The sequence below is a fragment of the Frateuria terrea genome (genome assembly GCF_900115705.1).
Lineage (GTDB): Bacteria > Pseudomonadota > Gammaproteobacteria > Xanthomonadales > Rhodanobacteraceae > Frateuria_A > Frateuria_A terrea.
On the sequence record NZ_FOXL01000008.1, the window covers coordinates 95,845 to 116,904 of the forward strand.

At 68.5% G+C, this 21,060-nt stretch carries 20 protein-coding genes; 2 read left to right on the forward strand and 18 right to left on the reverse strand.

Annotated elements, in window-relative coordinates:
* Positions 1–41: 41 nt before the first annotated feature.
* From BMZ38_RS14565 to BMZ38_RS14655, 18 genes are all read right to left on the reverse strand, one after another.
* Complete coding sequence (locus BMZ38_RS14565) at positions 42–1,469, reverse strand: sigma-54 dependent transcriptional regulator (RefSeq protein WP_091339565.1); 1,428 nt, start codon at positions 1,467–1,469, stop codon at positions 42–44.
* Between the two features lie 375 nt (positions 1,470–1,844).
* Positions 1,845–2,399 (reverse strand): PilZ domain-containing protein, encoded by a 555-nt coding sequence (locus BMZ38_RS14570; RefSeq protein ID WP_091339268.1) that lies wholly within the window; start codon positions 2,397–2,399, stop codon positions 1,845–1,847.
* Positions 2,400–2,670: 271 nt separating this feature from the next.
* Positions 2,671–2,955 carry a flagellar protein FliT gene (locus BMZ38_RS14575; protein WP_175483752.1) on the reverse strand — a complete coding sequence of 95 codons (285 nt, stop codon included), beginning with the start codon at positions 2,953–2,955 and terminating at the stop codon, positions 2,671–2,673.
* Positions 2,952–3,362, reverse strand: a complete 411-nt coding sequence (fliS, locus tag BMZ38_RS14580) for a flagellar export chaperone FliS (protein WP_091339273.1) — start codon at positions 3,360–3,362, stop codon at positions 2,952–2,954. The genes BMZ38_RS14575 and fliS overlap by 4 nt, the downstream gene beginning before the upstream one ends.
* A gap of 16 nt (positions 3,363–3,378) precedes the next feature.
* Positions 3,379–4,776: a flagellar filament capping protein FliD gene (gene fliD, locus BMZ38_RS14585; RefSeq protein WP_091339276.1), complete on the reverse strand. Its 1,398-nt coding sequence runs from the start codon at positions 4,774–4,776 to the stop codon at positions 3,379–3,381.
* A gap of 62 nt (positions 4,777–4,838) precedes the next feature.
* Positions 4,839–6,920 (reverse strand): flagellin N-terminal helical domain-containing protein, encoded by a 2,082-nt coding sequence (locus BMZ38_RS17640; RefSeq protein WP_139202438.1) that lies wholly within the window; start codon positions 6,918–6,920, stop codon positions 4,839–4,841.
* 163 nt (positions 6,921–7,083) lie between these two features.
* Positions 7,084–8,277, reverse strand: a complete 1,194-nt coding sequence (flgL, locus tag BMZ38_RS14600) for a flagellar hook-associated protein FlgL (protein WP_091339278.1) — start codon at positions 8,275–8,277, stop codon at positions 7,084–7,086.
* A 12-nt stretch (positions 8,278–8,289) separates the two neighbouring features.
* On the reverse strand, positions 8,290–10,164 hold the full coding sequence (gene flgK / locus BMZ38_RS14605) for a flagellar hook-associated protein FlgK (RefSeq protein WP_091339281.1): 1,875 nt from the start codon (positions 10,162–10,164) through the stop codon (positions 8,290–8,292).
* 114 nt (positions 10,165–10,278) lie between these two features.
* Positions 10,279–11,376 carry a flagellar assembly peptidoglycan hydrolase FlgJ gene (flgJ, locus tag BMZ38_RS14610; RefSeq protein ID WP_091339284.1) on the reverse strand — a complete coding sequence of 366 codons (1,098 nt, stop codon included), beginning with the start codon at positions 11,374–11,376 and terminating at the stop codon, positions 10,279–10,281.
* Positions 11,377–11,393: 17 nt separating this feature from the next.
* Positions 11,394–12,491 carry a flagellar basal body P-ring protein FlgI gene (locus tag BMZ38_RS14615; RefSeq protein ID WP_091339287.1) on the reverse strand — a complete coding sequence of 366 codons (1,098 nt, stop codon included), beginning with the start codon at positions 12,489–12,491 and terminating at the stop codon, positions 11,394–11,396.
* Positions 12,492–12,691: 200 nt separating this feature from the next.
* Complete coding sequence (flgH, locus tag BMZ38_RS14620) at positions 12,692–13,369, reverse strand: flagellar basal body L-ring protein FlgH (RefSeq protein ID WP_091339290.1); 678 nt, start codon at positions 13,367–13,369, stop codon at positions 12,692–12,694.
* A 12-nt stretch (positions 13,370–13,381) separates the two neighbouring features.
* Complete coding sequence (gene flgG / locus BMZ38_RS14625; protein ID WP_091339292.1) at positions 13,382–14,167, reverse strand: flagellar basal-body rod protein FlgG; 786 nt, start codon at positions 14,165–14,167, stop codon at positions 13,382–13,384.
* Between the two features lie 17 nt (positions 14,168–14,184).
* Positions 14,185–14,925, reverse strand: a complete 741-nt coding sequence (gene flgF / locus BMZ38_RS14630; RefSeq protein ID WP_091339295.1) for a flagellar basal-body rod protein FlgF — start codon at positions 14,923–14,925, stop codon at positions 14,185–14,187.
* A 21-nt stretch (positions 14,926–14,946) separates the two neighbouring features.
* Positions 14,947–16,167, reverse strand: a complete 1,221-nt coding sequence (gene flgE, locus BMZ38_RS14635) for a flagellar hook protein FlgE (RefSeq protein ID WP_091339296.1) — start codon at positions 16,165–16,167, stop codon at positions 14,947–14,949.
* A gap of 46 nt (positions 16,168–16,213) precedes the next feature.
* Entirely contained in the window at positions 16,214–16,864 is a 651-nt protein-coding gene (locus tag BMZ38_RS14640) for a flagellar hook assembly protein FlgD (protein ID WP_091339299.1), read from the reverse strand.
* Positions 16,865–16,873: 9 nt separating this feature from the next.
* Positions 16,874–17,296, reverse strand: coding sequence for a flagellar basal body rod protein FlgC (gene flgC, locus BMZ38_RS14645; RefSeq protein WP_091339302.1), 423 nt, complete (start codon positions 17,294–17,296; stop codon positions 16,874–16,876).
* The gene (flgB, locus tag BMZ38_RS14650; RefSeq protein WP_091339304.1) at positions 17,296–17,700 is read right to left on the reverse strand and encodes a flagellar basal body rod protein FlgB; all 405 of its coding nucleotides are present in this window, start codon (positions 17,698–17,700) and stop codon (positions 17,296–17,298) included. The genes flgC and flgB overlap by 1 nt, the downstream gene beginning before the upstream one ends.
* A 168-nt stretch (positions 17,701–17,868) precedes the next feature.
* A complete protein-coding gene (locus BMZ38_RS14655) occupies positions 17,869–18,801 on the reverse strand; it encodes a chemotaxis protein (RefSeq protein WP_091339307.1) in 933 nt (310 codons plus the stop codon).
* Between the two features lie 216 nt (positions 18,802–19,017).
* Here BMZ38_RS14655 and BMZ38_RS18085 point away from each other — a divergent pair, with 216 nt between their 5' ends.
* Together BMZ38_RS18085 and flgA are read left to right on the forward strand one after the other, a co-directional pair.
* Entirely contained in the window at positions 19,018–20,322 is a 1,305-nt protein-coding gene (locus BMZ38_RS18085) for a methyl-accepting chemotaxis protein (protein ID WP_091339310.1), read from the forward strand.
* Positions 20,322–21,017, forward strand: a complete 696-nt coding sequence (gene flgA, locus BMZ38_RS14665; RefSeq protein ID WP_091339312.1) for a flagellar basal body P-ring formation chaperone FlgA — start codon at positions 20,322–20,324, stop codon at positions 21,015–21,017. Before BMZ38_RS18085 ends, flgA begins: the two co-directional genes overlap by 1 nt.
* Positions 21,018–21,060: the final 43 nt, after the last annotated feature.

Genomic DNA, 21,060 nt, shown 5'->3' on the forward strand with positions numbered 1-21,060 from the left:
GTGCGGAAGCAGCCGCGCAGCCGCCGATCCCGCCCCGCGGCTTACGCAGCCAGGCTGTTCTGCAAGCCGTACTTGCGCAGCTTCTCCACCAGCGTCGTGCGCTGCATGTGCAGCAGCTTGGCCGCGTGGGCGACCACGCCGCCGGTCACGTCGAGCGCCTGGCGGATCAGCCCCACTTCGATGTCGGCCAGGTGGTCCTTGAGGTCGAGCCCACCCTCGGGCAGCACCGTGACGTCGCTGGCGACGGCCGCAGCGGTGATCTGGGTATCCAGCGCAGCGCCTTCCATCATCGCCAGCAGCGAAGCGGCGCCCTGCACCTCCTCCACGACCTGGCGTCCACGGTATTTCTCCGGCAGGTCGCCGGCACGGATTTCGCCGTGGGGGTAAAGGATCGCCAACCGCTCGACCAGGTTGCACAGCTCACGCACGTTGCCGGGCCAGGCGTACTGGTGCAGCGCGTTGAGCGCGCCGGCAGTGAAACGCACGCTGCCCAGGCCGCGGCGGGCCAGGCGCTGGTTGAACTCGCCGATCAGCACCGGCAGGTCGTCCAGGTGCTCGCGCAGCGCAGGCATCTCCAACGGAAACACGGACAAGCGGTAGAACAGGTCCTCGCGGAACTGGCCGTTGGCGATCGCCTGTTCGAGGTTGCGATGGGTGGCGGCAATGATGCGCACGTCGCAACGCTGGGTCTTGTTGCCGCCGACGCGCTCGAACATGCGTTCCTGCAGCACGCGCAGCAGCTTGACCTGCATCGGCAGGCTCATGTCGCCGATCTCGTCCAGGAACAGCGTGCCGCCCTCGGCCATCTCGAAGCGGCCCTTGCGCGCGCTGATCGCACCGGTGAAGGCGCCCTTCTCGTGGCCGAAGAGCTCGCTCTCGAGCAGTTCTGCCGGAATCGCGCCGCAATTGATCGCCACGAACGGCTTGTCGCGGCGCGGCGAGCACTCATGGATGGTACGCGCGACCATTTCCTTGCCGGTGCCGGACTCGCCCAGCACCAGTACGGAGGAGTCGAACGGGGCGACCTGGCGGATCAGCGCGTTGACATGGCGCATCGGCGACGAATCACCGACGAAGCGCAGCTCGCCGCGGCGGCCGCCGAGCAGGCGCGCATACAGGCTGCGCATGACTTCGGCCAGCTGCTCGTAGCGCAGAGGGAATTCCACCATGCCGATGCGCGCGGCGAACGGCGAGCTGGCGGCGCACAGGCGCGCGGCCCATTGCGAATCGCTCGCCAGCAGTACCGGCACGTGGCTGGCGGCGTCGCCCAGCAGCGCGAACTGGCGCTCGGCCTCGGCGGCGTGCTCGACGGAACCGACGTAGACGGCGCGCCAGGCGTGGGTCGATTCCTCCGTTGCGGTGCAGTCCACGCCCCGCTGCGGGTGGTAACCGAGGAAATGCAGCGCGGACACGATGGACTCGGCCCGCGCCTCGTTCGACTCGATCACCAGGAAATCGACCTTGCTCATTGAATGTGTCTCCGCTTGGCGCTTGAACGACGAACCGCCGACCATCCCGCAGTGTTCGTACTTTCCAGATGCCGGCTTTCCGTCACCGGGCTCGCGGATGAGGGAGCAAGAAGAAGGCCAGCGCAGGCGCCTGCGCGGGCTGTCCGCGGACGGGCGGGTGGCCCTAATGCGTCACCCGTGAAGAAAATGTCGAAGGTGCGTCACGCGCGACCCGAGCATTGGCGACGGTTTGCCGGCGCCATCGGTTCGACGGCGAGTGACCTTGTGCGACACCGTGGCGCCGCCGACCGTCAAATCGACGGCGCGCGAGCCTGCAAAAGTGTGAAGTGCTTCACGCATCACAAGTGCTCTGCTTCACGTGGCTCTGGCACTTGCTCAGCCGTTGACCTGACGCGCACCTGCCACTTTGCGTCGGTGGTGACGAAACACGAAACGTTCGAGTGACGCGGCGACGCCATCGCCCAACGCATGGAAGGCGACGAAGGCGCCGCCGCCGTCGAGTCGACGCTCGACGCGGGCCGGTATTTCCAGCGGCACGCCAGGGCAGGCATCGAAACGCAGGCGCAGCAGCAAAGCCTCGCCGACGGGCACCAGCGCAGCCGGCAGCACCGCTCCGATCGCGTTGAAGCGCAGCGGCTGCCGTGGCGGCAGTGCGTCGGCCGGAAGCGCAACGCGGTTGATCATGTCGATCAGCGCGTTGAGCTTGGCATCCAGGCGCAGCAGTTCCTGCATGACCGGGCTGTCGTCATCGACGTTCTCGGCGCGGCGCTCTTCCAGTGCGGCGACCGAAGCGAGCGCGGCGGCATTGCGTTCGGCCAGGCGTTGGCTGAGCGTGTCGGGCACCGGCCAGGCAAGCGGCTGGCTGTCTGCGTGCCAGCTGTCCTCGCAGGCGAGCCGCTGCTCGAACTCGTTCCAGGCGGTGGCGATCATGACGTTGCTCCGACGAATGGCGGCATCGGCGGTGAGTATGCAGCCAGCGGGCCGTGCCTTTTGCTCCCTCTCCCCTCCTGGGAGAGGGTTGGGGTGAGGGGCCGGGGCTCGCGGGAAGCCTTCACTTAGCCGATTCGGTTCCCGACCCGACGACGCGAACCTGATCCGGCTTGTCCGTGATGTCCGCAAACCTTGGCCCCTCACCCCAGCCCTCTCACCGTAGGGGAGAGGGAGCTAAAGCCGGCTTTTAGGTCAGGAAGCGGTATGCGGCTCAACCGCCGTAGGCGGCAATCGCGCGGGCGCGGTCCTGTCCGGCCTGCCACTGGGCGCCGGCCGTCTCGCGCGCCTGGGTGACCAGGGCGCGCACTTCGCAGTCCAGCGCCAGCAGTTCGCCGAGCTGGCGCACGCTGTCCGCGTCGCCCGCCACCGGCTGCATCGCCAGCGGCTGGCGCTCGGCTTCCAGGGCGACCACCTGCTCCCAGTCGCCCGTGCGGGCGGCGTCTAGCATGACGCGGGTCAGCGCCAGGGCCAGTGCCATTGGCAGTTGTTCATTCATGCGCCGGCGCCGGCCGGGCGCCGCGCTTCGAGCGGCACCTGCACCCAGCTGTTGCGCACTTTCTGCAGCAGCGCGCTGACCTCGTCCAGCGCGGCGACGTCGTTGCGCATGTTGGCGTGCAGCAGGCGCCGGCCCATGTAGTCGTAGAGCTGGTCGAGCTGGCCGACCAGCGGCGTGTCGACCTTCGGATCGAGCGCGTCGCGCAGGCCGCCGATGATCTCGATGCAGCGGCCGATCACTTCGCCCTTGGGCGCGATCTCGCCGCGTTGCATGTGGCCACGCGCGGTGACCAGGCGTTCCAGCGCGCCATCCATCAACAGCGTGATCAGGCCGTGCGGATCGGCCGACTCCACGCCGCCGTGCGAGCGGACCTGCTGGTAGGCGTTGGCGCCCTGTCCGAATGCCATGTTGGGTTACTCCGTCTTACTTGCTCTTGCTCGCCGCGGTCAGCGCGTCGAATTGCTGGGTGAGGTAGCTGCTGGTGCTGTTGAGCTTGGTCATCAGCGTGTCCAGCGCAGTGAACTGGGCCTGGTAGCGCGCGGTCAGGTCCGCCATGCGGCTGTCCAGGTCGGTCTGCTGGCTGGACAGATCCTTCAGCTGCTGGCTCAGGCTGGAGGTGCGGCTGGCGATCGCGCCGTTGCTGCCGACCCACTGGTCCAGCTGGCTGTTGATCTGGGCGGCGAAACCGTCGTCTCCGCCGAACAGGTCCGCCGCTCGTTTGCCGCCATCGGCGAGCGATGTGGCCAGCTTGCCGCTATCCAGCTTCAGGGTGCCGTCGACCTGCAAAGTGATGCCCAGATCGGCCAGGCTGCCGCCATTGGCGGTGCCGCTGACCAGCCGCTGGAGCGTGCTGCTGATGCTGTTGACGGTGGCATCGCCGATCATCGCGCCAGCGGTATTGGTGGTCGCGTCATACTTGGTGAGGTTCTGGTAGATCCCCACGAAGCTGTTGTAGACGCTGACCAGGTTGGTCAGCGCGGAGGTGGCCTTGGAACCGTCGTTGGCCACCGTCAGCGTGCTGGTGCCTGCGGTGACCAGGCTCAGGCTCAGGCCATCGATGGCGCCAGCGACGGTGTTGCCTGCGCTATGCCCGGCCAGGCCGTCGATGGTGTATTCCGAATCCTGCGCCGCGGTGATCACGCTGAGCGCGTTGCCGCTGGAGGCCGCCGCGTTGTAGGAGAGCGCGGCCAGACCGCCGTCGCCGCCGCTGCTGGATACGGTGAATCCGTTGGCCGCACCGGTGCGCGTGCCGCTGAGCACCAGGTGAGCGCCGTCGGTGCCGGTCACGATGGTGGCCGAGACGCCGGGGTTGTCCGTGGACTTGTTGATCGCGTCGCGGATGCCCGCCAGCGTGTTGTTGCTGCTGTCGATGGTGAGCTTCATCGACTGTCCGCCCACCGCCAGGGTGAGCGTACCCGTGCCGACCGTCGTGCTCGACGTGGCAAAGGCACCGGAAGATGCCTTGAGCGCGGCGGCCAGCTGGGTCACCTCGATCTTGTAGCTGCCGCTGACCGGGGTGCCGGCACTGCTGGCGCTCAGCACATCGGTGTCGCTGCTGGTGACCGAGCGCGCGCTGAAGGCGCTTCCATCGGTCAGCGAGGACATCGCCGATTGCAGGCCGGAGAGCGCGCCGCTGATCTGGCCCAGGCCGGAAAGCAGCGTATTGGTCTCGGCCGCCTGGCTGGTGATCTGGTCCTGCTGCGGCGCCTTCTTGGCATTGACCAGCGACGTCACCAGGCTGGCGACGTCGAGGCCGGAACCCACGCCCATGGAAGTCAGCAAGCCCGTCGTAGGTGAAGTGGACGCTGCGGTGATTGCCATGGTCGAAGGTTCCTTGAATAAGAGGAACGGCCGCGTTGCCGCGGCCGTTCCGGGTCAGGCAATTACTGCAGGAGCTTGAGCACGGCCTGCGTGGAGGAGTTGGCCTGGGCCAGCACCGAGACACCAGCCTGCTGCAGGATGTTCGCGCTGGACATGTTGGCCGTCTCGGCCGCGAAGTCCGCATCCTGGATCTGGCTGCGCGAGGAGGACAGGTTCTGCGAGATCGTCTGCAGGTTGGCGATGGTCGAGCTGAAGCGGTTCTGCACCGCACCCAGGTCGCTGCGCATGGAGCTGATGGTGCCCAGGGCGGCATCGATGCGGCTGATGGTGTCGTTGGCCCCGGCCACGGACTTGACGTCGCTGGCGGCCAGGTTGCTGCCGGTGGCGATGGCGGTGGCACCGGCACCCGAGAAGCCCAGGTTGCCCGCGCCGGTGCCGGCCTTGGTGCCGTTAACGGTCAGGTCGCTCTGCGAGTTCAGGTGCACGCTCTTGCTGCTGCTGTCGTAGTACGCCGAGACGCCGTCGATACCCTTGCTGTTGATCGCATCGACCAGGCTCTGCGCATCCTTGTAAGAGCCGGCCAGGTCGGTGCCGTTGATGGTCAGGTCGCCCGTCGCCAGCGACAGCGCGCCGGTCGCCGCCGCCGACACCGCCGTATTGACGCCGGTGGTGGTGGCCGCGCCGTCGGTCGTCGTACCCGGGGTGGCAGCCGCAATGGCAGTGGTGGAGATGCCCAGCGCACCTGCCAGGGTGCCGCCAAAGGTCACCGTGCTTGCACCGGCGTTGCTGAAGTCCAGCTCACCACTATTGACCGTGGTGGTGAAACCGGTGGCGCCGGCGGCGGTTGCCGCGGTGTCGATCGCGGCCTTGAGGGCGGTCGCATCAGCGAAGGTGCCGGTAATGTCCTGGGCAGTGCCGCTGCCCGAGGTGATCGTCAGGTCGCCGGCGGCCAGCTCATAGGAGTTGGCGTTGGTGCTGATGGCAGCCGCCAGACCCGACGAGGCTGTACCCGCGGAGGACGCAGCGACGGTCTGGTTCAAGCCCAGAGCGGTGGCAGTCGCGCCAGCAACCGTCAATGGGTTGGCATTGGCCGAATTGTCGATCGTGAGCTCGCCACCGGCAGCCGATGCCGTGAAGCCTGCTGCATTGATGGCGGCGGCCAGCTCGGTCGCATCCTTGAAGGTGCCCGTGATGCTGACCGCACCACCGCCGGTGCCGTCGTCGATCGTGAGATCACCCGCAGCGAGCGTGATCGCATTCTTGCCGGCAGGCAGGCCGGACGACGAAGCCGTCGCAGGCGTGGCCGCGCCCGTGGTGGCAGCGGCGACCGAGGTCACGCCGGCGCCGAACACCGCAGCGGCCTTGGTGCCACCCAGCGCAATGGCGCTGGCCGTGTTGTTGGCGAACTGGATCTCGTTGCCCGACACCGTGGCGAACGTATCGGCGCCCGTGCCGGTATAGCCGGCGGCGGCAGCCGCGGTGTTCAGGGCGGCCGCGAGGCTGGCCGCATCGGTGTAGCTGCCGGCGGCAACGTTCTGGCCACCGACCGTCAGGTCGCCCGCCGCAACGGTCAGGCCGGCCGGGCTGGCGAACATGCTGCTGATGTCGCTGGTGGCAGACTGCGCGATCTGGCCGACCTGCTTGGCACCGGCGCCCTGGCTCAGGTTGACCGAGATGGTCTCGCCGACGTTGGCACCGATCTGGAACGCGGCGCTGCCAAAGCTGCCGTCGAGCACGTGGCGGCCGTTGAAGGTGGTCTGCTGCGAGATACGGGTGATCTCGGAGAGGCGCTGCTGCACTTCGGCGTCCAGCGCGTCGCGGTCGCTCTGCGAGTTGGTCGCGTTGGCCGACTGCACCGCCAGGGTGCGGATGCGCTGCATGTTGTTGGTCACCTCGTTCAGCGCCGACTCGGTGGTCTGCGCCAGGGAGATGCCGTCGTTGGCGTTGCTGACGGCCTGGTTCAGGCCGTTGATCTGGGTGGTGAAGCGGGTCGAGATGGCGAGGCCGGCGGCATCGTCTTTCGCGCTGTTGATCTTCATGCCCGAGGACAGGCGCTCGATCGCGGTGGCGAGCTTGCTCTGCGACTTCGCCAGATTGTTCTGGGCGTTCAGCGAGCTGATGTTGGTGTTGACGCTCATGACCATGGGAAATATCTCCAGATAGGGTCTTCAAGTGCCGGTGGCCGGCGGTGGTAGCCAGCGGGGATTCCGTGGGAACACCGCCGCCTCAGCCACTTTTTCGACCCGATCTGTGGAAACTTGAGCAACGCTTGTTGACTTTATCTCTCAGTTGAAGAAAAGCCGCATGTCAACGCAGGTAATCGAACAGAGACATGTTCTGCAACTTGCTGAAGGTCAATTGCGCCGCCTGCAACGAGGAACTCTGCAGGCTCAACCTGCTCACCGCGTCGTAGTAGTCCAGATCCTGCACGTCTGACAATGCAGTCTTGTATTGCAACGTCAGGTCATCGTTGAGCGAGGACTGCTGATCCAGCGCATTCATGCGTGCACCGACCCCTGCGCGGGCCTGGCTGACCGAGCCTATGGCCTGATCCAGATTGGAAAGCTGCCCGTTGAGTGCGTTCTGCATTGCCGCGCCGCCGCCATTGGTCTGGCTCAGCGTGCCGATGATGCCGTCGAGCGTGGCGAAGACATCCTGGTTCGACGAAGGCGCGACGGTGAACTTATCGCCCGCGGCGGGAGCGCCACTGAAGGCGACCTGCACGCCCTTGAAGGGGACCGCGCCGCCCTTCTGCGCGTCGTAGGCTCCACTGGCGACCAGCACGCCGCCGCCGTCGCGTATCTCGTAGGCATCGGCTGCGGTGAAGGTGATCTGGTAGGTGCCGCCATCCCATACGCTGGCGTCGGTGACACTATTGGCGCCGGCCACCGCGCTGCCGACATTGGCCGCGGCGGCGCCGACGGCAAAAACGCCGTTGCCATTGGGAACAGCCATGAAGATGGCGCTGCCTGGATCGCCGGTAGCCACCTGCAGTCCGGGGCCGGCGGCGACCATGCGCTGTCCGTCGTCGCCCACGTAACTGACGCCACCGGGTTGCGCCTGGAACGGCGCTGCGCCCGTGCGGTTGCCCGCGAAGATGTAGTCGCCCTGGGAGTCCTTGCTGTTGGCCATGCCCAGCAGTTGGCCGCGCAGCTGCACCATCTCGGCGGCGATGTCGCTACGCGACTCGTCCGTCTGGGTTGCATTCATGCCCTCCAAGAGCAGCGTGCGCACGCGGGCCAACACGTTGGTGACCGACGACAGCGTCTGGTCTTCCAGCCCAAGCCGCGCGTTGGCCGAAGTGATGTTGCGCTGGTACTGCGCGGTGTCGGCACCCAGGTGGGTCAGCTCGACCGCGCGCGCGGCACCGACCGGATCGTCGGATGGCTGGTTGATGCGTTTGCCGGTACCCATCTGGGTCTGGATGTCGGACAGGTCGCCCTGCCGCTCCATCATGGTGTTGACCGACTGCTGCTGCATCCAGCTGGTGGAGACTCGCATGGCGGAAATCCCTTAGCCCCTGAACGCGCCGAGCAGCGCGTTGAACACGGTGTTGGCAGCGGTGATGACCTGCGCCGATGCCTGGTAGGCCTGCTGGTAGCGCACCAGGTTGGCCGCTTCCTCGTCCATGTTCACGCCGCTGACGCCCTGCTGCGCCGACATCGCCTGGTTGTAGACGGCGCTCTGCGTCTTGGCCGCGTCGTCGGCCAGCGACCCGGCGCTGCCGACCTGGCCGACCAGCTGGCCGTAGGCGCGCCCGACGCTGGTGGCGCCGCCGTCGAGCACGCCCAGGTTGGCCACCGCGCCAAGCTTGAGCGCGTTGGCGTTGTCGCCGCGCGCGTTGGTGTTGGCCTTGACGCCGAAGCTGTCGCCGACGGCAGGCGCGCCGTCCAGGGTGAGGCTCCAGCCGTTGTGCACGATCGGCGTGCCGGGGGTGAAGGTCTGCGCCGGGCCGCCATCGATGCTGTAGCTGGTCGGGGAGGCGAACACGATGCTGGAGGCGGTGAACAGGTTGGCGTCCGTGCCGTCGGCGACGGAAAGCGCACCCACGCTTCCGCTGCCGGTGTTGGTTCCCGCCGCGCTGCCGAGCAGCGCGCTGGCCGCGGCGATCTTGTTCGGATCGGTGATCGCCACATTGATGCCGCCGGCCGCGTTGCGGCTGGGCTGGATGCGGAAGCTGTCGCCCGCGCTGGCCGCGCCGCCGCCGACGACGAAGCTCAGGCCGCCGGCCTTGAACGGATCGGCGGCGGTGCCGGTGCCCGTCATCGCGACCGTGGCGCCGCTGCCATCCTTGAGGTTCCAGGCGCTGCCGTCGAAGGACAGCACGTAGTCCTGGCTGCCCAGCGCGCCGATGTCGTCGATGCTGGCCGACAGCGTGGCACTGCCGGCATTGCTCCCGGCTGCCTGGACGGCCGGGCCGGCGACGTTGAAGAACGTGCCGCCGAGCTGGCCGTTGAGATCCACGCCCTGCGCATGCTGGGCGTTGAAGGCATCGGCCATCGCCAGCGCGGCGCGGCCGAGCTGGCTCTGCGCCGGGTCGAGCACGTTGCTGCGGAAATCCAGCAGCGCGCCCAGCGTGCCGCCGCCGATGCGCCCGCTCAGCACCGCGCCGGTGCCCTTGTCGACCACTTCCAGCCGGGTCGCGTCGTAGGTGTTGGATGACGTGCCCAGCTCGAAGGACTGCGTGCCGCTGACCAGCGCCTGGCCATTGCCGACGAACACGCTGAGGGTGCCGTCATTCTGCTTGGCCACGTTGATGCCCACTTCGCCGGAGAGCTTCTTGATCAGCGCATCGCGCTGGTCGAGCAGGTCGGAGGGCTCGCTGCCGCCGGTGGAGGCGCGGATGCGCTCGTTGAGCTTGGCGATGGCAGCGCTGTCGGAGTTGATCGAGGTGACGGTGTCAGTGAGCTGTCGCTGCACCTGGCCATCCAGGCTGCCGAACTGGCCGGACAGCGCGCGAAAAGTGCTCGCCAACGCGCCCGCGCGAGCCAGCAGCACGCCGCGCGCGGAGGCGTCGGCCGGCGCGTTGGCCACGTCCTGCACCGCGCCGAAGAAGGTGTCGAGCGAGCTCTGCAGGTTGCTGCTGCCGGAGAGCTGGTTGTTGAGCTGGTCGGTCAGCGCCTGGTAGGCATCGGCGCGCCCCTTGGAGGAGGACGCCGACCACAGCGCGCTGTTGAGGTACTGGCTGTAGGCGCGTTGCACTGCCTGCGTATTCACGCCGGTGCCCACGTAGTAGCGCCCCTCGGCCTGCGGCGCGCGGGCAGCGAACGTCACCTGCTGGCGGCTGTAGCCGTCGCTGTTGGCATTGGAGACGTTGTGGCCGGTGGTGCTCAGGCCCACCTGCGCGGCAAGCAGGCCGGAGACGCCGGTCGAAAGCAGGTCAGCCATGGGGAATCCTTTGACAACGCAATGCCTGTGACGTCTCTTTCCCGGTCCGGCCGGGCAAGAAGGCGATGGTGTCGAGGGCATGCGTCATGCCCCCTGTGACGGCAACTTGACGCCTCACTTGAATGTCCCCGCATCCAGTGCCGCCAGCGCCTCGCGCATCTGCGGGCTGTTGGCGATCGCGGTGAGCTTGGCGGCGTAGGCCGGGTCGGTGGCGTAGCCGCCTCGGCTCAACGCATGGGCGAAGCCGGCAACGTTCTCGCCCTGCCCGAGCGCGTGGGCGTAGCGTGGGTTGTCCGAAAGCATCCGTGCGTAATCGGCGAAGGCCTGGCCGGGATTGGCGTAGGCGCGGAAGTTGTCGCGCTTGCGCACCGCCACGCCGTCTTCGTATTCGAGCGTCGGCACGCTGACCTTGTCGCCGTCCCAGCCGCCGCCGGCCTTGATGCCGAACAGGTTGAAGCTGCTCGAGCCGTCGTGACGGTGCGGCAGGTGCTTGCCCCAGCCGGTCTCCAGTGCGGCCTGCGCCAGCAGCGCGCGCACCGAGACGCCGAGCTTGTCGGCGGCGGCCTGCGCATGCGGCGCCATCGCCTGCACGAAGCCGACCGGATCGCCGGGGATGAACTTGCTGGCCACGCTCGCCGCGCCCTGCGCCAGCTTGCCCAGCGTGGCGCGCCAGTCCTGCGCGGCGCCCGCATCGGCGGCGAACGGCAGCGAGCCGTCGTTCTGCCCGTCGGTACCTTCGCCCAGGTGAAGCAGCGCGCGGGTGCCCACTTCAGCGCCGGCGGCGAGCGGACCGAACAGGCTGGCGGCAGCACCGCCCGGCAGCGCACCGGTGGCGACGCTGGCGAGCAATGCCTTGTTGTCGGTGGTTGGCGCGGTCTTCGGCTCGGCGTCCTTTCCGCCGAGCTGGCGCACCAGCATGCGGGCGATCCCCAGGCCATTGTTGCCCTGCGAGAGCGACAGCGACAGCTGCTGGTCGAACAGGTCGCGGTAGGCCTTGCCCTGCTCGCTGTCGCCCACGGCGTTGTCGCCGAAGCTGGCGTTGGCCTCGCGCATGGACTTGAGCATCATCTGGGTGAAGATCGCCTCGAACTGCTTGGCGACCCTCGGCAGCGCCGCCTTGCCGTTGTCCTGCGCCTGCGCGCGCAGCTGGGCGAACCCGGACAGGTCGGTCCAGGTGTCGAGCGCTGGCAGGGAGGCGTTGGCGGGCGTCATGTTTCCGTCGCGCGTGACTAGATCACCACGAGCTCTGCATGAAGCGCGCCAGCCTGCTTGAGCGCCTGCAGGATCGAGATCAGGTCGCTGGGGGCGGCGCCGACCTGGTTCACCGCGCGCACGATCGTGTCCAGGCTCACGCCGGGGCCGAACTTGAACATGTGCGCGCCATCCTCGCTGACCTGCACGTCGGAGCTGGGCACCACGGCGGTCTGCCCGCGCGAGAACGGCTGCGGCTGGCTCACCAGCGGCTGTTCGCTGATGGTCACCTGGATCGCGCCGTGCGCCACGGCGGCGGCGGTGACCTTGACGTCCGAGCCGATCACCACGGTACCGGTGCGCGAATTGACCACCACGCGCGCCGGAGCATCGCCCGGCGTGACCTCCAGCTGCTGGACCAGGCCCAGCCAGGCCACCTTCTGCGCCGGGTCCTGCGGGCCGCGCACGCTGACCGTGCCGCCGTCGACCGGCTGCGCGGTGCCCGCGCCGAACGCCGTGTTGATTGCCTGCGCGATGCGCGCGGCGGTGGTGAAGTCGGGCGTGTTGAGATTGAGCATCAGGTCGCCGGCATTGCCGAACGCGCTGGGCACGCTGCGCTCGACCGAGGCGCCGTTGGGAATGCGGCCGCTGGCGGAGATGTTGACCTGCACGCTGGAGCCGCTCTTGCCCTGCGCGCTGACGCCACCGACCACCACGCTGCCCTGGGCGATCGCGTAGACGTTGCCGTCGGCGCCGCGCAAGGGCGACATCAGCAGTTCGCCGCCGCGCAGGCTCTTGGCGTTGCCGATCGAGGCGACGGTGACGTCGATGGTCTGGCCGGGCTTGGCGAACGGCGGAAGTTCGGCGGTGATCGTCACCGCGGCGGCGTTCTTCAGCTGCGGGCGCGCGTTCGGCGGCACCGTGATGCCGAACTGCTGGAGCATGTTCTCCAGGCTTTGCGTGGTGAAGGGCGCCTGGGTGGTCTGGTCGCCGGAGCCGTCCAGGCCCACGACCAGGCCGTAGCCGATCAACTGGTTGGAGCGCACGCCGCCGACGGAGGCGAGGTCGCGGATCTTGTCGGCGTGGGCTGGGACGGCCAGCAGGCAGAGCGCCGCGATCCCCAGGACGAGCCACAAACCCGCTGCCTCTCCCCTCCGGGCAGAGGGTTGGGGTGCACGGCCACTGGTGCGAAAGAGGTTGATCAGGCGACTTTTGAAAGAAGCAAAAACGGACCGGGTCGGACGAACGCCGCCCGCGACGATCGACCCCTCACCCCAGCCCTCTCCCTGCAGGGGAGAGGGAGCACTGCGCGCGGGGTTGCGTTTCATGGCGTTCATCAGAACGGCATCCACTTGGAATTGAAGAAGCGCGACAGCCAGCCGCGTGTGTTCGCATCGGCCAGCGTGCCCCGGCCGGTGTAGCTGATGCGTGCGTCGGCCACGCGGGTCGAGGGCACCGAGTTGTCGGGGCTGATGTCCTGCGGGCGCACGATGCCGGAGATGCGAACCAGCTCCTGGCCCTGGTTGATGGTCAGCCACTTCTCGCCGCGAATGATCAGGTTGCCGTTGGACAGCCGTTCGGCCACGGTAACGGTGATCTGGCCGGTGAGCTGGTTGCTCTGGCTGGAGGAGCCGTTGCCGTCGAAGCTGCGCTCGCCGTCGAGGCCCGCGCTCAGCGGATTGCCGTTGAGCGTGAGCCCCTTGCCGAGGATCGTCGGCGCCGCGAGGTCGGCCTTGTCCTTCTTGCTGGTGCTGGTGCTGGCCTTCTTGCTGGCCTGGGTGCTTTCCACCAGCGCGATGGTGAGGATGTCGCCCACCCGGTGCGCGCGCGCATCGGAGAACAGTTCCATGTTCTGGTTGTCGTGGTAGATCGAGCCGTCGGCGGGCGCTGCGGCGACCGGCGGCTGCATCGGCGGCGTCGGCGCCCACTGACCGTCGTCGCACGCGGGCATGGCCATGCAGCCGGCGAGCAGCGACAGCGCGAGGGCAAGGGTGGAAAGGCGGCACAGGGACATCGCGGCTTACGCTCAGGTCTTGTTGGTGAGGAACTGGAGCATCTGGTCGGCCGCGGAGACGGCCTTGGAGTTCATCTCGTAGGTGCGCTGGGTCTCGATCATGTCGACCATCTGCTCGACCACATTGACGTTCGAGGACTCCAGCGCGCCCTGCTGCAGCGTGCCCAGCCCGTTCAGGCCCGGCTGGCCGATCTGCGGCGAGCCGGAAGAGGCGGTTTCCAGGTACAGGTTGTCGCCGTTGGGCTGCAGGCCGGCCGGATTGATGAAATCGGCCAGCTGCACGGTGCCGATCTGTTGCGGCGCGGCCTGGCCCGGCACCGTGATGCTGACCGTGCCGTCGCTACCGATGACGATCGACTGGGCATTGGCGGGAATGGTGATCGCCGGATCCACCGCGTAGCCATTGGCGGTGACCACCTGGCCGTTCTGGTCCATGTGCAGCGAGCCGTCGCGGGTGTAGGCGATGGTGCCGTCGGGCATGGTCACCTGCAGGAAGCCGCGGCCCTGGATCATCACGTCCAGCGAGTTGCCGGTCTGTTCGGGGTTGCCCTGGGTGAACAGCTTCTCGTTGCCGACCACGCGCACGCCAGTGCCCAGCATCAGGCCGGACGGTGCGTTGGTCTGCTCGGTGGTCTGGCCGCCGGGCTGGCGCAGGTTCTGGTAGATCAGGTCCTGGAACGAGGCGCGCGAGGTCTTGAAGCCGGTGGTGTTGGCGTTGGCCAGGTTGTGCGAAACCACGTCCATGCGCGTCTGCTGCGCATCCAGACCGGTCTTGGCGACCCACAGGGAAGAGAACATGGATGTCTCCTGAGCAATCAGCTGAGTTGCAGCAGGCGGGTCGCCGACTGCGCGTTGTCGTCGGCGTTCTTGATCGCCTTGACCTGGAGTTCGTACTGGCGTGACAGCTCGATCATCTGCACCAGCGTCTGCGACGGGTTGACGTTGCTGGACTCGAGTACGCCGGATTTCAGACCGACCGCCGGATCGGCCTGGGCGGTGCCGCCACCGGCCAGGTGCATCAGGCCATCGCTGCCCAGCGCGAGCTGGTTGGCCGGCGGGTTGACCAGCTTGATGCGGCCGACCGAGGAAAGCGTTTCCGGACCCTGCCCGGTCGGCACCACCGACACGGTGCCGTCGTTGCCGATGCTGACCTGGGTGGCCGGAGGCAGGCTGATCGGCCCGCTGTCGCCCATCACCAGGTTGCCGCGTGCGTCGGTCAGCAGGCCGTCGGGCGTGAGCTGCAGGTTGCCGGCGCGCGTGTAGGCCTCGCTGCCGTCGGCCGCCTGCACTGCGATCCAGCCCTCGCCCTGCACCGCGACGTCGAGCTCGCGGCCAGTCTGGATCCCGGCGCCCGAGCGCAGGTCCACGCCCTCGCCCTGCGCCACGCCGTTGATCCGCGTGGGCATGCCCGGCCCCTGCACCGGCAGCGCCTGGAAGGCCGACATCTGCGCCTTGAAACCGACGGTGTCGGCGTTGGCCAGGTTGTGCGCCACTTCGGTCTGCGCCCGCATCATCTGCGTGGCGCCGGTCATGGCGACGTAGAGCGAACGATCCATGCTGTGCCTCGGCCGTCAGCGTCAGTTGCGGATGTTGATGATGGTTTGCGTCAGCTTGTCGTCGGTGGAGATCACCTGCGCATTCGCCTGGTAGTTGCGCTGCGCCTTGATCATGTTCACCAGCTGCGCCGTGAGGTCGGCGGTGTTGGAGGCCTCCAGCGCGCCGGACTGCACGCTGCCGAAGGTGCCCTGCCCCGCGCCGCCCATGATGGCCGCGCCGGAGTCGAACGAGGCCGCCCAGCTGGTGTTGTCGAGCTGGCGCAGGCCCTGCAGGTTGCCGAAGTTCGCCAGCGCGATCTGGCCCAGCGACACCGATTGCCCGTTGGAGTACTTCGCCTGCACCACACCCTGGTCGGACACGTCGATGCCCGACAGCGTGCCGCTGGGGTAGCCATCGGGGTAGACCGCATCGAGGCTTGAGGTGTTGCCGAACTGGGTGGTCTTGGTCAGGTCCACCGACAGCGCCATCGGGTCGGCGCCGGGGCTGACCGAAAGCCCCCCGAAGTTGAGCTTGCCGCCGGCCGGCGTGGCCAGCGCGCCACTGGTGGTGAAGGTGACGGTCTGCGGCGCACCCGCGGACACGCCATCGACGTAGAGATAGGCGTCCCATGTGTTGGCCGCGGCGCCCTTGACGAAGTACACGGTGCCGTTGTGGGTCGCGCCCAGCGAGTCGTAGGCGGTGAACGGCGCGACCTGGTTGTAGCTGTCCGCGTTGGTCGGGTCGAACGGCGTGGTGGCCGGTGGCGTCGAGTCCGAGGCCAGGTTCATGGTCAGCGCCACGTTGCTGGAAGCCTTGGCGGCGCTCTGCGCGCTGGTGACCCGCAGGTCGCTCAGTTTGCTCGTATCGAAGCCATTGCCGGCCGGCGCGAAGACCTGCAGGCGCTGCAGGCTGGAGTTGATCACGTAGCCGTCGGAGTCCGGATGGAAGGCGCCGGCGCGGGTATAGGAGTAGCCCTTGCCGTCGCGCATGGTGAAGAAGCCAGTGCCGTTGATCGCGAAATCGAAGCTGTTGCCGGTGGTCTCGGGGTTGCCGGCGGCGAACTGCTGCGCCACGTGGGCCAGGCGCACGCCCGAGCCGATGGCGTTGGCGGAGAGGTTGCCGCCAGCCGAACTGAACAGCTCGGCAAACTCGGCACGCGAGCCCTTGAAGCCGGTGGTGCCGGTGTTGGCGATGTTGTTGGCGGTGACCTCGAGGTCCTTGGACGCCGCATTCAGGCCGCTCAGCGCGATATTGAAAGCCATCGGTGTTTCCCCTGTACGGGTTTGGGTTCCGGTTGGTGGATGTCGATCAGTTGACGCGCGCGACCTGGCTCAGCAGCACGCCGCCGAAGCCGTCCACGTCCAGATAGGCGCCATCGGCGCCGGTCATGCCCACGCCGGCGACCGTGCCGCTGACGTAGGTGGCTACCGCGGTGTTTCCCACCTGCGCGGACAGGCCATAGGTGCCCGGGGGCAACGGCTGGCCATCGCTGCCGGTGCCGTCCCAGTGGAAGTCGGCCAGGCCGGCCACCTGCGTGCCCAGGTCGATCGTCCGCACCACGTTGCCGGCGCTGTCGGTGATCTGCACGAAGGTGCGGCCGCCGCCATCGGGCACATTGACCGCGCCATCGAGCGCACCGCCCTGCAGCTTGCCCACCGCCGAAGGCACGGTGACGCTGTGGCCGACCATGCTTGATGCCTGCAGCAGCTGATTGCCCTGCATCGACTGCGCCAGCGAGTCGAAGGAGGTCTGCAGGTTCTGCGTGGCCGACACCTGGTTGATCTGCGCCAACTGGCTGACCATCTGCGAGGAATCCATCGGCTGGGTCGGGTCCTGGTTGCGCATCTGCTGGATCAGCAGGCTGAGGAAATCCGCCTGGCTAAGCGTCTTGTTGTCCTTCTGCGCGGACTGCGCAGCGGCGCCCGCGGCGGTGCTGGAATTGACTGCGATATCGCTCATGGCCGGTCCTTACTTGCCCAGGTCCAGCGTCTTCTGCATCAGCTGGCGTGCGGTGTTCATCACTTCGACGTTGTTCTGGTACGAGCGCGAGGCCGAGATCATGTTGACCAGCTCGTCCACCGGGTTGACGTTGCTCTGGTAGACGTAGCCGTCGGCATCGGCCATGGGATTGCCCGGTTCGTAGCGGCTGGTGATCGCATTGGGGCTCTCGGTGACGCCGAGCACCTTGACGCCTTCGCTGCCCGCCTCGGCGGGCTTGCCGTCCAGGCCATTGCGGATCGCCGCGAACAGCGGTTCCTTGGCGCGGTAGGCGGCCTGGGGCGTGCTCGCCACGCTGTCGGCGTTGGCCAGGTTGCTGGCCACGGTGTTGAGGCGGGTGGACTGCGCCGCCATGCCGGAGCCGGCGACGTTGAAGATGTTGAACAGCGACATCAGCCCTGGCCTCCGGTGATCGCCGTGCGCAGCATGCGGATCTGCGCGGTGATGAAGGCCAGGCTGGCCTGGTAGTGCACGCCGTTGGCGGCGAAGGCGGCCTGCTCCTGCTGGGCATCGACGGTGTTGCCGTCCATGCTCGGCTGGGTCGGCACGCGGTAGGCGAGCGTATCGCGCGCCTGGGCGACCGGGTCGATCTGCCCCGGCGTGGGCGCGGCCAGCGGCAGGCTGCCGTCGCCGCTGCCGCCGGCGGCGGCGAGCGCCTTCTTGAAATCGATGTCGCGCGCGAGGTAGCCCGGGGTGTCGGCGTTGGCCAGGTTGCTGGCCAGCACCTCGGTACGGCGCTGCCACAGTGCGAGCGCGCCGGTGTGCATGCCGAACAGGTTGTCGATGGGTTGGCTCATCGCTTGCCTCCGCGCGGGTCGATTCGTCCGCACGGGGCTGAAGGCAAGTTGTGTGCCATGGCGCCGCCAAGCCTTGCCGTAGCTGGCTTCGCGGGGGCGACCGGGTTTTCGTCCGTAGGGCCGAGACGGTTTTCTGACGGCCCTGGCAGGGCGCGTTTTCAATCCGCGTCAGAGCGCCGCTTCGTCATCCGGCAGCAGCTCGATCACGGCCTGTGCCAGCAGGTCGGGCTGGAATTTGGCGACGAAGCGGTCGGCGTTGACCTCGCGCACCATGGCCTCGTTGAAGAGGCCGGAGAGCGAGCTGTGCAACACCACTTTCAGACGGCGCAGCGAAGGCGTCTCTCGGATCGCGCGGGTCAGCGCGTAGCCGTCCAACTGCGGCATCTCGATGTCGGAGACCACCAGGTTGACGCCCTCCTCCGGCGGCAGCGCGGCCAGTTCGTGCAGGCGGTCGAGCGCCTCGCGGCCGTCCTGCGCCACCACGCATTCGATGTTCATCTGCTTGAACAGACTGACCAGGCGGCGGCGCGCGATCAGCGAATCGTCCGCCACCAGTACCCGACGCGGGCGCAACGGATGGGCGCCGGCGGCGCGCAGCATCTGCGCCGAGAGCTCGTGCGGCGTGGCATCGATGCTGGCCAGCACGTGTTCCACGTCGACCACCGCCACCAGCGCGCCATTGACGCGGGTGACCGCGTTGACCCGCGAGCCGAAGCCCAGCGCGGTGCTCGGCGCAACCAGCGATTCGCCTTCGCAATGCACCATGTGCTGCAGGTCCGAGACCAGGAAGCCCTGCACCGAGCGGCTGAACTCGGTAACCATCAGGTGCGCGGACGGTTCGTCGAGCAGCGCGGGATAGCCCAGCGCCGCGGCCAGGTCGATCACCGGGATGGTCTGCCCGCGGTAATCGCAACTGCCTGCGATCAGTGCATGCGCGCCGGGCATGCGTTCCAGCGGCGGGCGGCGCAGCACTTCGCGCACCTTGAATACGTTGATGCCGAACAACTGCGCATCGCCCAGCCGGAACAGCAGCATTGCCACCCGGTTGTGCCCGGCCAGGCGGGTTTGGCGTTCGACGTTTTCCAGCAGGGCGCCGGGCATGCGTTTCTCCTAGGGGAACGGCGGGCCGCAGCCCGTTCCTGCATATCGGCGGCATGCCCCCCCGCTTGAGTGGTCCGCCCGAGCCGCAGCCCCCGCACCTGGACCCTCCGCCCCGAACGCGCGGAAGGAAGATCCCCTGGCACATGCGTTGCTTGTTCAAGTTTCGACGCATCCAGACGATGTCCTTCCCATTCATCCGCAGGAAACCGCATCTCCATGAGCCTGATCCGTAGCCAGTCCCTGGCCGCGCTGGTCCAAGCGGCCGCCGCTGGCGACAAGGCACGCCTCGAACAGTTGTCGCGCCAGCACCCGGCGATGGCCCGTGCGCTGGCGCCCTTGCTGGCCCGCCTCGACGGCGGCCGGCCCGCGGCGATGGCGCTGCAGACCCTCGAACAGCAGGGCCTGGTGCTGGCCGCCGCGCAGATGCTCGGGCGCGAGCAGTCCGCGCTGGACAAAGCCACCCAAGAAGGGCGCGACGGTGTCGGCCGCTTGACGGATGCCAGCGCCGGAATCTCGACGGCCCTGCAGCAGGTCGCCACCGCCTTGACGCAGGTCGAGCAGGCGCGCCAGACCGGCAGTGCCGGCGTAAGCGAGCTCGATGGCCAGCTGCGCCTGCTGCGCAGCGCGCTGTCGGCGATGAACCGCAACCAGGCGCGCCTGGCCGAGCAGGTCGAGCAGATCGGCAAGCTCACCGGCGTGGTGCAGGAGATCGCCCACCAGACCAACCTGGTCGCGCTGAACGCGGCCATCGAGGCCGCCCGCGCGGGCGAGGCCGGCCGCGGCTTCGCGGTGGTCGCGGACGAGGTCAAGCAGCTGGCCGAGAAGACCACCCAGGCCACCACCGAGATCGAGGGGGTCACCGGCTCCATCGGCGATTTCTCGCAGCAGCTGGACGGCGACGTGCAGCAGGGCATGCAGCGGCTGGAGCGGGCGCAGTCCGGGGTGATCCAGGCTGACGCAGCCATGCGCCGCAGCGCCGAGGCGCTGGCCGGCGCCAGTGAGAAGGTCGCCCAACTGCGCCAGGGCCAGGACGTGCAGAACGCCCGCGCCGCCGCCGCGCAGGCCGCGCTCGGCGCGCTGCAGCGCCGCAGCACCGAGGCGCGCCGGCAGAGCGAGGCGCTCAGCCGCGCCGCACTGCTGGCACACCGGCTGGCGCTGGGCTGGCTCGAACACGAAGCCGGCAACGACCCGGCCAGCCTGAGCCTGACCGTGCGCGAATCGGCGCAGGGTATCCGCCAGGCGATGGAGCTGGCGCTGCTCGAGCCGGGCGCGCTGGACCGGCGCTGGTTCGATACCGAGGCACTGGATCGCACCGTGCGTCGCCTGGCCGCGCAACATCCGAACCATCCGGCCGCCGGCGCGCTCAGCGAAGCCGGCGCGCGCCTGTCCGAGCACGGCAACGCCTTCGTCGGCCTGCTGTGCAACGGCCAGGTCGAGCAGGCCCAGCAGATCGGCCAGCGGCTGGAATCGGACCGCGAGGCGCTGGTCGCCCAGCTGGCCGCGTTGCTGGCGGAAGCCTGATGGCACCGGTGCGCCGCTGTCTGCTGCTCGCGTTGCTGGGGACGGCTCTGCCGGCCCTGGCTGCGCCGCTGTCGGAGGCGGACGTGCGCGCCCAGGCCGAGCAATTCGTCGTCCGGCAGTACGCCGCTCCAGGCAGCCGCGTGGACGTGAAGTCCGAGGCGCTGGATCCGCGCCTGCGCATCGCCGACTGCGCCGCGTCGTTGGCCACCAGCCTCCCGGGCGGCGTGCGCATGACGCCGCGGCTGAGCGTGCTGGTGCGCTGTCCCGCGGCCGATGGCTGGACGCTGCGCGTGCCGGTCGAGCTGCACGTGTTCCGCCAGGTACTGGTGGCCAGCCGGCCGCTGGTCCGCGGCGACGGCATCGTGGCGGCGGACGTGCACGCCGAGCAGCGCGACGTCACCCGCCTGCCCTATGGCTACGTGGAGAGCATGGACCAGGTCGCCGAGCGCAGCCTGTCGCGCCCGGTCGCCGCCGGCAGCGTGCTTACGCCCAGCGCGCTGGGCGGCCGGCAGATGGTGCGTGCCGGCGACCACGTGCAGCTGGTGGCCGAGATGGACGGCATCGCCGTGCGCGCGGAGGGCATCGCCCTGGGCAGTGGCGACGCGGGTGCCCGCATGCGGGTGCGCAACGGCAATTCCGGCCGCGTGGTGGACGCCGTCGTGCGCGCCCCCGGCGTGGTCGTGGCGCTACCCTGAACCGACCGGACCGGCCAGACCGACGAGGCTAAAGTTTTCCCCG

What these genes read in the sequence shown, in the direction of transcription:
- BMZ38_RS14640 (WP_091339299.1), bottom strand. Translation starts at nt 16,864, where the DNA reads ATGAGCGATATCGCAGTCAATTCCAGCACCGCCGCGGGCGCCGCTGCG.
- flgE (WP_091339296.1), bottom strand. Translation starts at nt 16,167, where the DNA reads ATGGCTTTCAATATCGCGCTGAGCGGCCTGAATGCGGCGTCCAAGGAC.
- flgA (WP_091339312.1), top strand. Translation starts at nt 20,322, where the DNA reads ATGGCACCGGTGCGCCGCTGTCTGCTGCTCGCGTTGCTGGGGACGGCT.
- flgC (WP_091339302.1), bottom strand. Translation starts at nt 17,296, where the DNA reads ATGTCGCTGTTCAACATCTTCAACGTCGCCGGCTCCGGCATGGCGGCG.
- BMZ38_RS14575 (WP_175483752.1), bottom strand. Translation starts at nt 2,955, where the DNA reads ATGAATGAACAACTGCCAATGGCACTGGCCCTGGCGCTGACCCGCGTC.
- fliS (WP_091339273.1), bottom strand. Translation starts at nt 3,362, where the DNA reads ATGGCATTCGGACAGGGCGCCAACGCCTACCAGCAGGTCCGCTCGCAC.
- BMZ38_RS17640 (WP_139202438.1), bottom strand. Translation starts at nt 6,920, where the DNA reads ATGGTCATGAGCGTCAACACCAACATCAGCTCGCTGAACGCCCAGAAC.
- BMZ38_RS14570 (WP_091339268.1), bottom strand. Translation starts at nt 2,399, where the DNA reads ATGATCGCCACCGCCTGGAACGAGTTCGAGCAGCGGCTCGCCTGCGAG.
- flgF (WP_091339295.1), bottom strand. Translation starts at nt 14,925, where the DNA reads ATGGATCGTTCGCTCTACGTCGCCATGACCGGCGCCACGCAGATGATG.
- fliD (WP_091339276.1), bottom strand. Translation starts at nt 4,776, where the DNA reads ATGGCAATCACCGCAGCGTCCACTTCACCTACGACGGGCTTGCTGACT.
- flgJ (WP_091339284.1), bottom strand. Translation starts at nt 11,376, where the DNA reads ATGACGCCCGCCAACGCCTCCCTGCCAGCGCTCGACACCTGGACCGAC.
- BMZ38_RS18085 (WP_091339310.1), top strand. Translation starts at nt 19,018, where the DNA reads ATGAGCCTGATCCGTAGCCAGTCCCTGGCCGCGCTGGTCCAAGCGGCC.
- flgB (WP_091339304.1), bottom strand. Translation starts at nt 17,700, where the DNA reads ATGAGCCAACCCATCGACAACCTGTTCGGCATGCACACCGGCGCGCTC.
- flgK (WP_091339281.1), bottom strand. Translation starts at nt 10,164, where the DNA reads ATGGCTGACCTGCTTTCGACCGGCGTCTCCGGCCTGCTTGCCGCGCAG.
- flgH (WP_091339290.1), bottom strand. Translation starts at nt 13,369, where the DNA reads ATGTCCCTGTGCCGCCTTTCCACCCTTGCCCTCGCGCTGTCGCTGCTC.
- BMZ38_RS14655 (WP_091339307.1), bottom strand. Translation starts at nt 18,801, where the DNA reads ATGCCCGGCGCCCTGCTGGAAAACGTCGAACGCCAAACCCGCCTGGCC.
- flgL (WP_091339278.1), bottom strand. Translation starts at nt 8,277, where the DNA reads ATGCGAGTCTCCACCAGCTGGATGCAGCAGCAGTCGGTCAACACCATG.
- flgG (WP_091339292.1), bottom strand. Translation starts at nt 14,167, where the DNA reads ATGTTCTCTTCCCTGTGGGTCGCCAAGACCGGTCTGGATGCGCAGCAG.
- BMZ38_RS14565 (WP_091339565.1), bottom strand. Translation starts at nt 1,469, where the DNA reads ATGAGCAAGGTCGATTTCCTGGTGATCGAGTCGAACGAGGCGCGGGCC.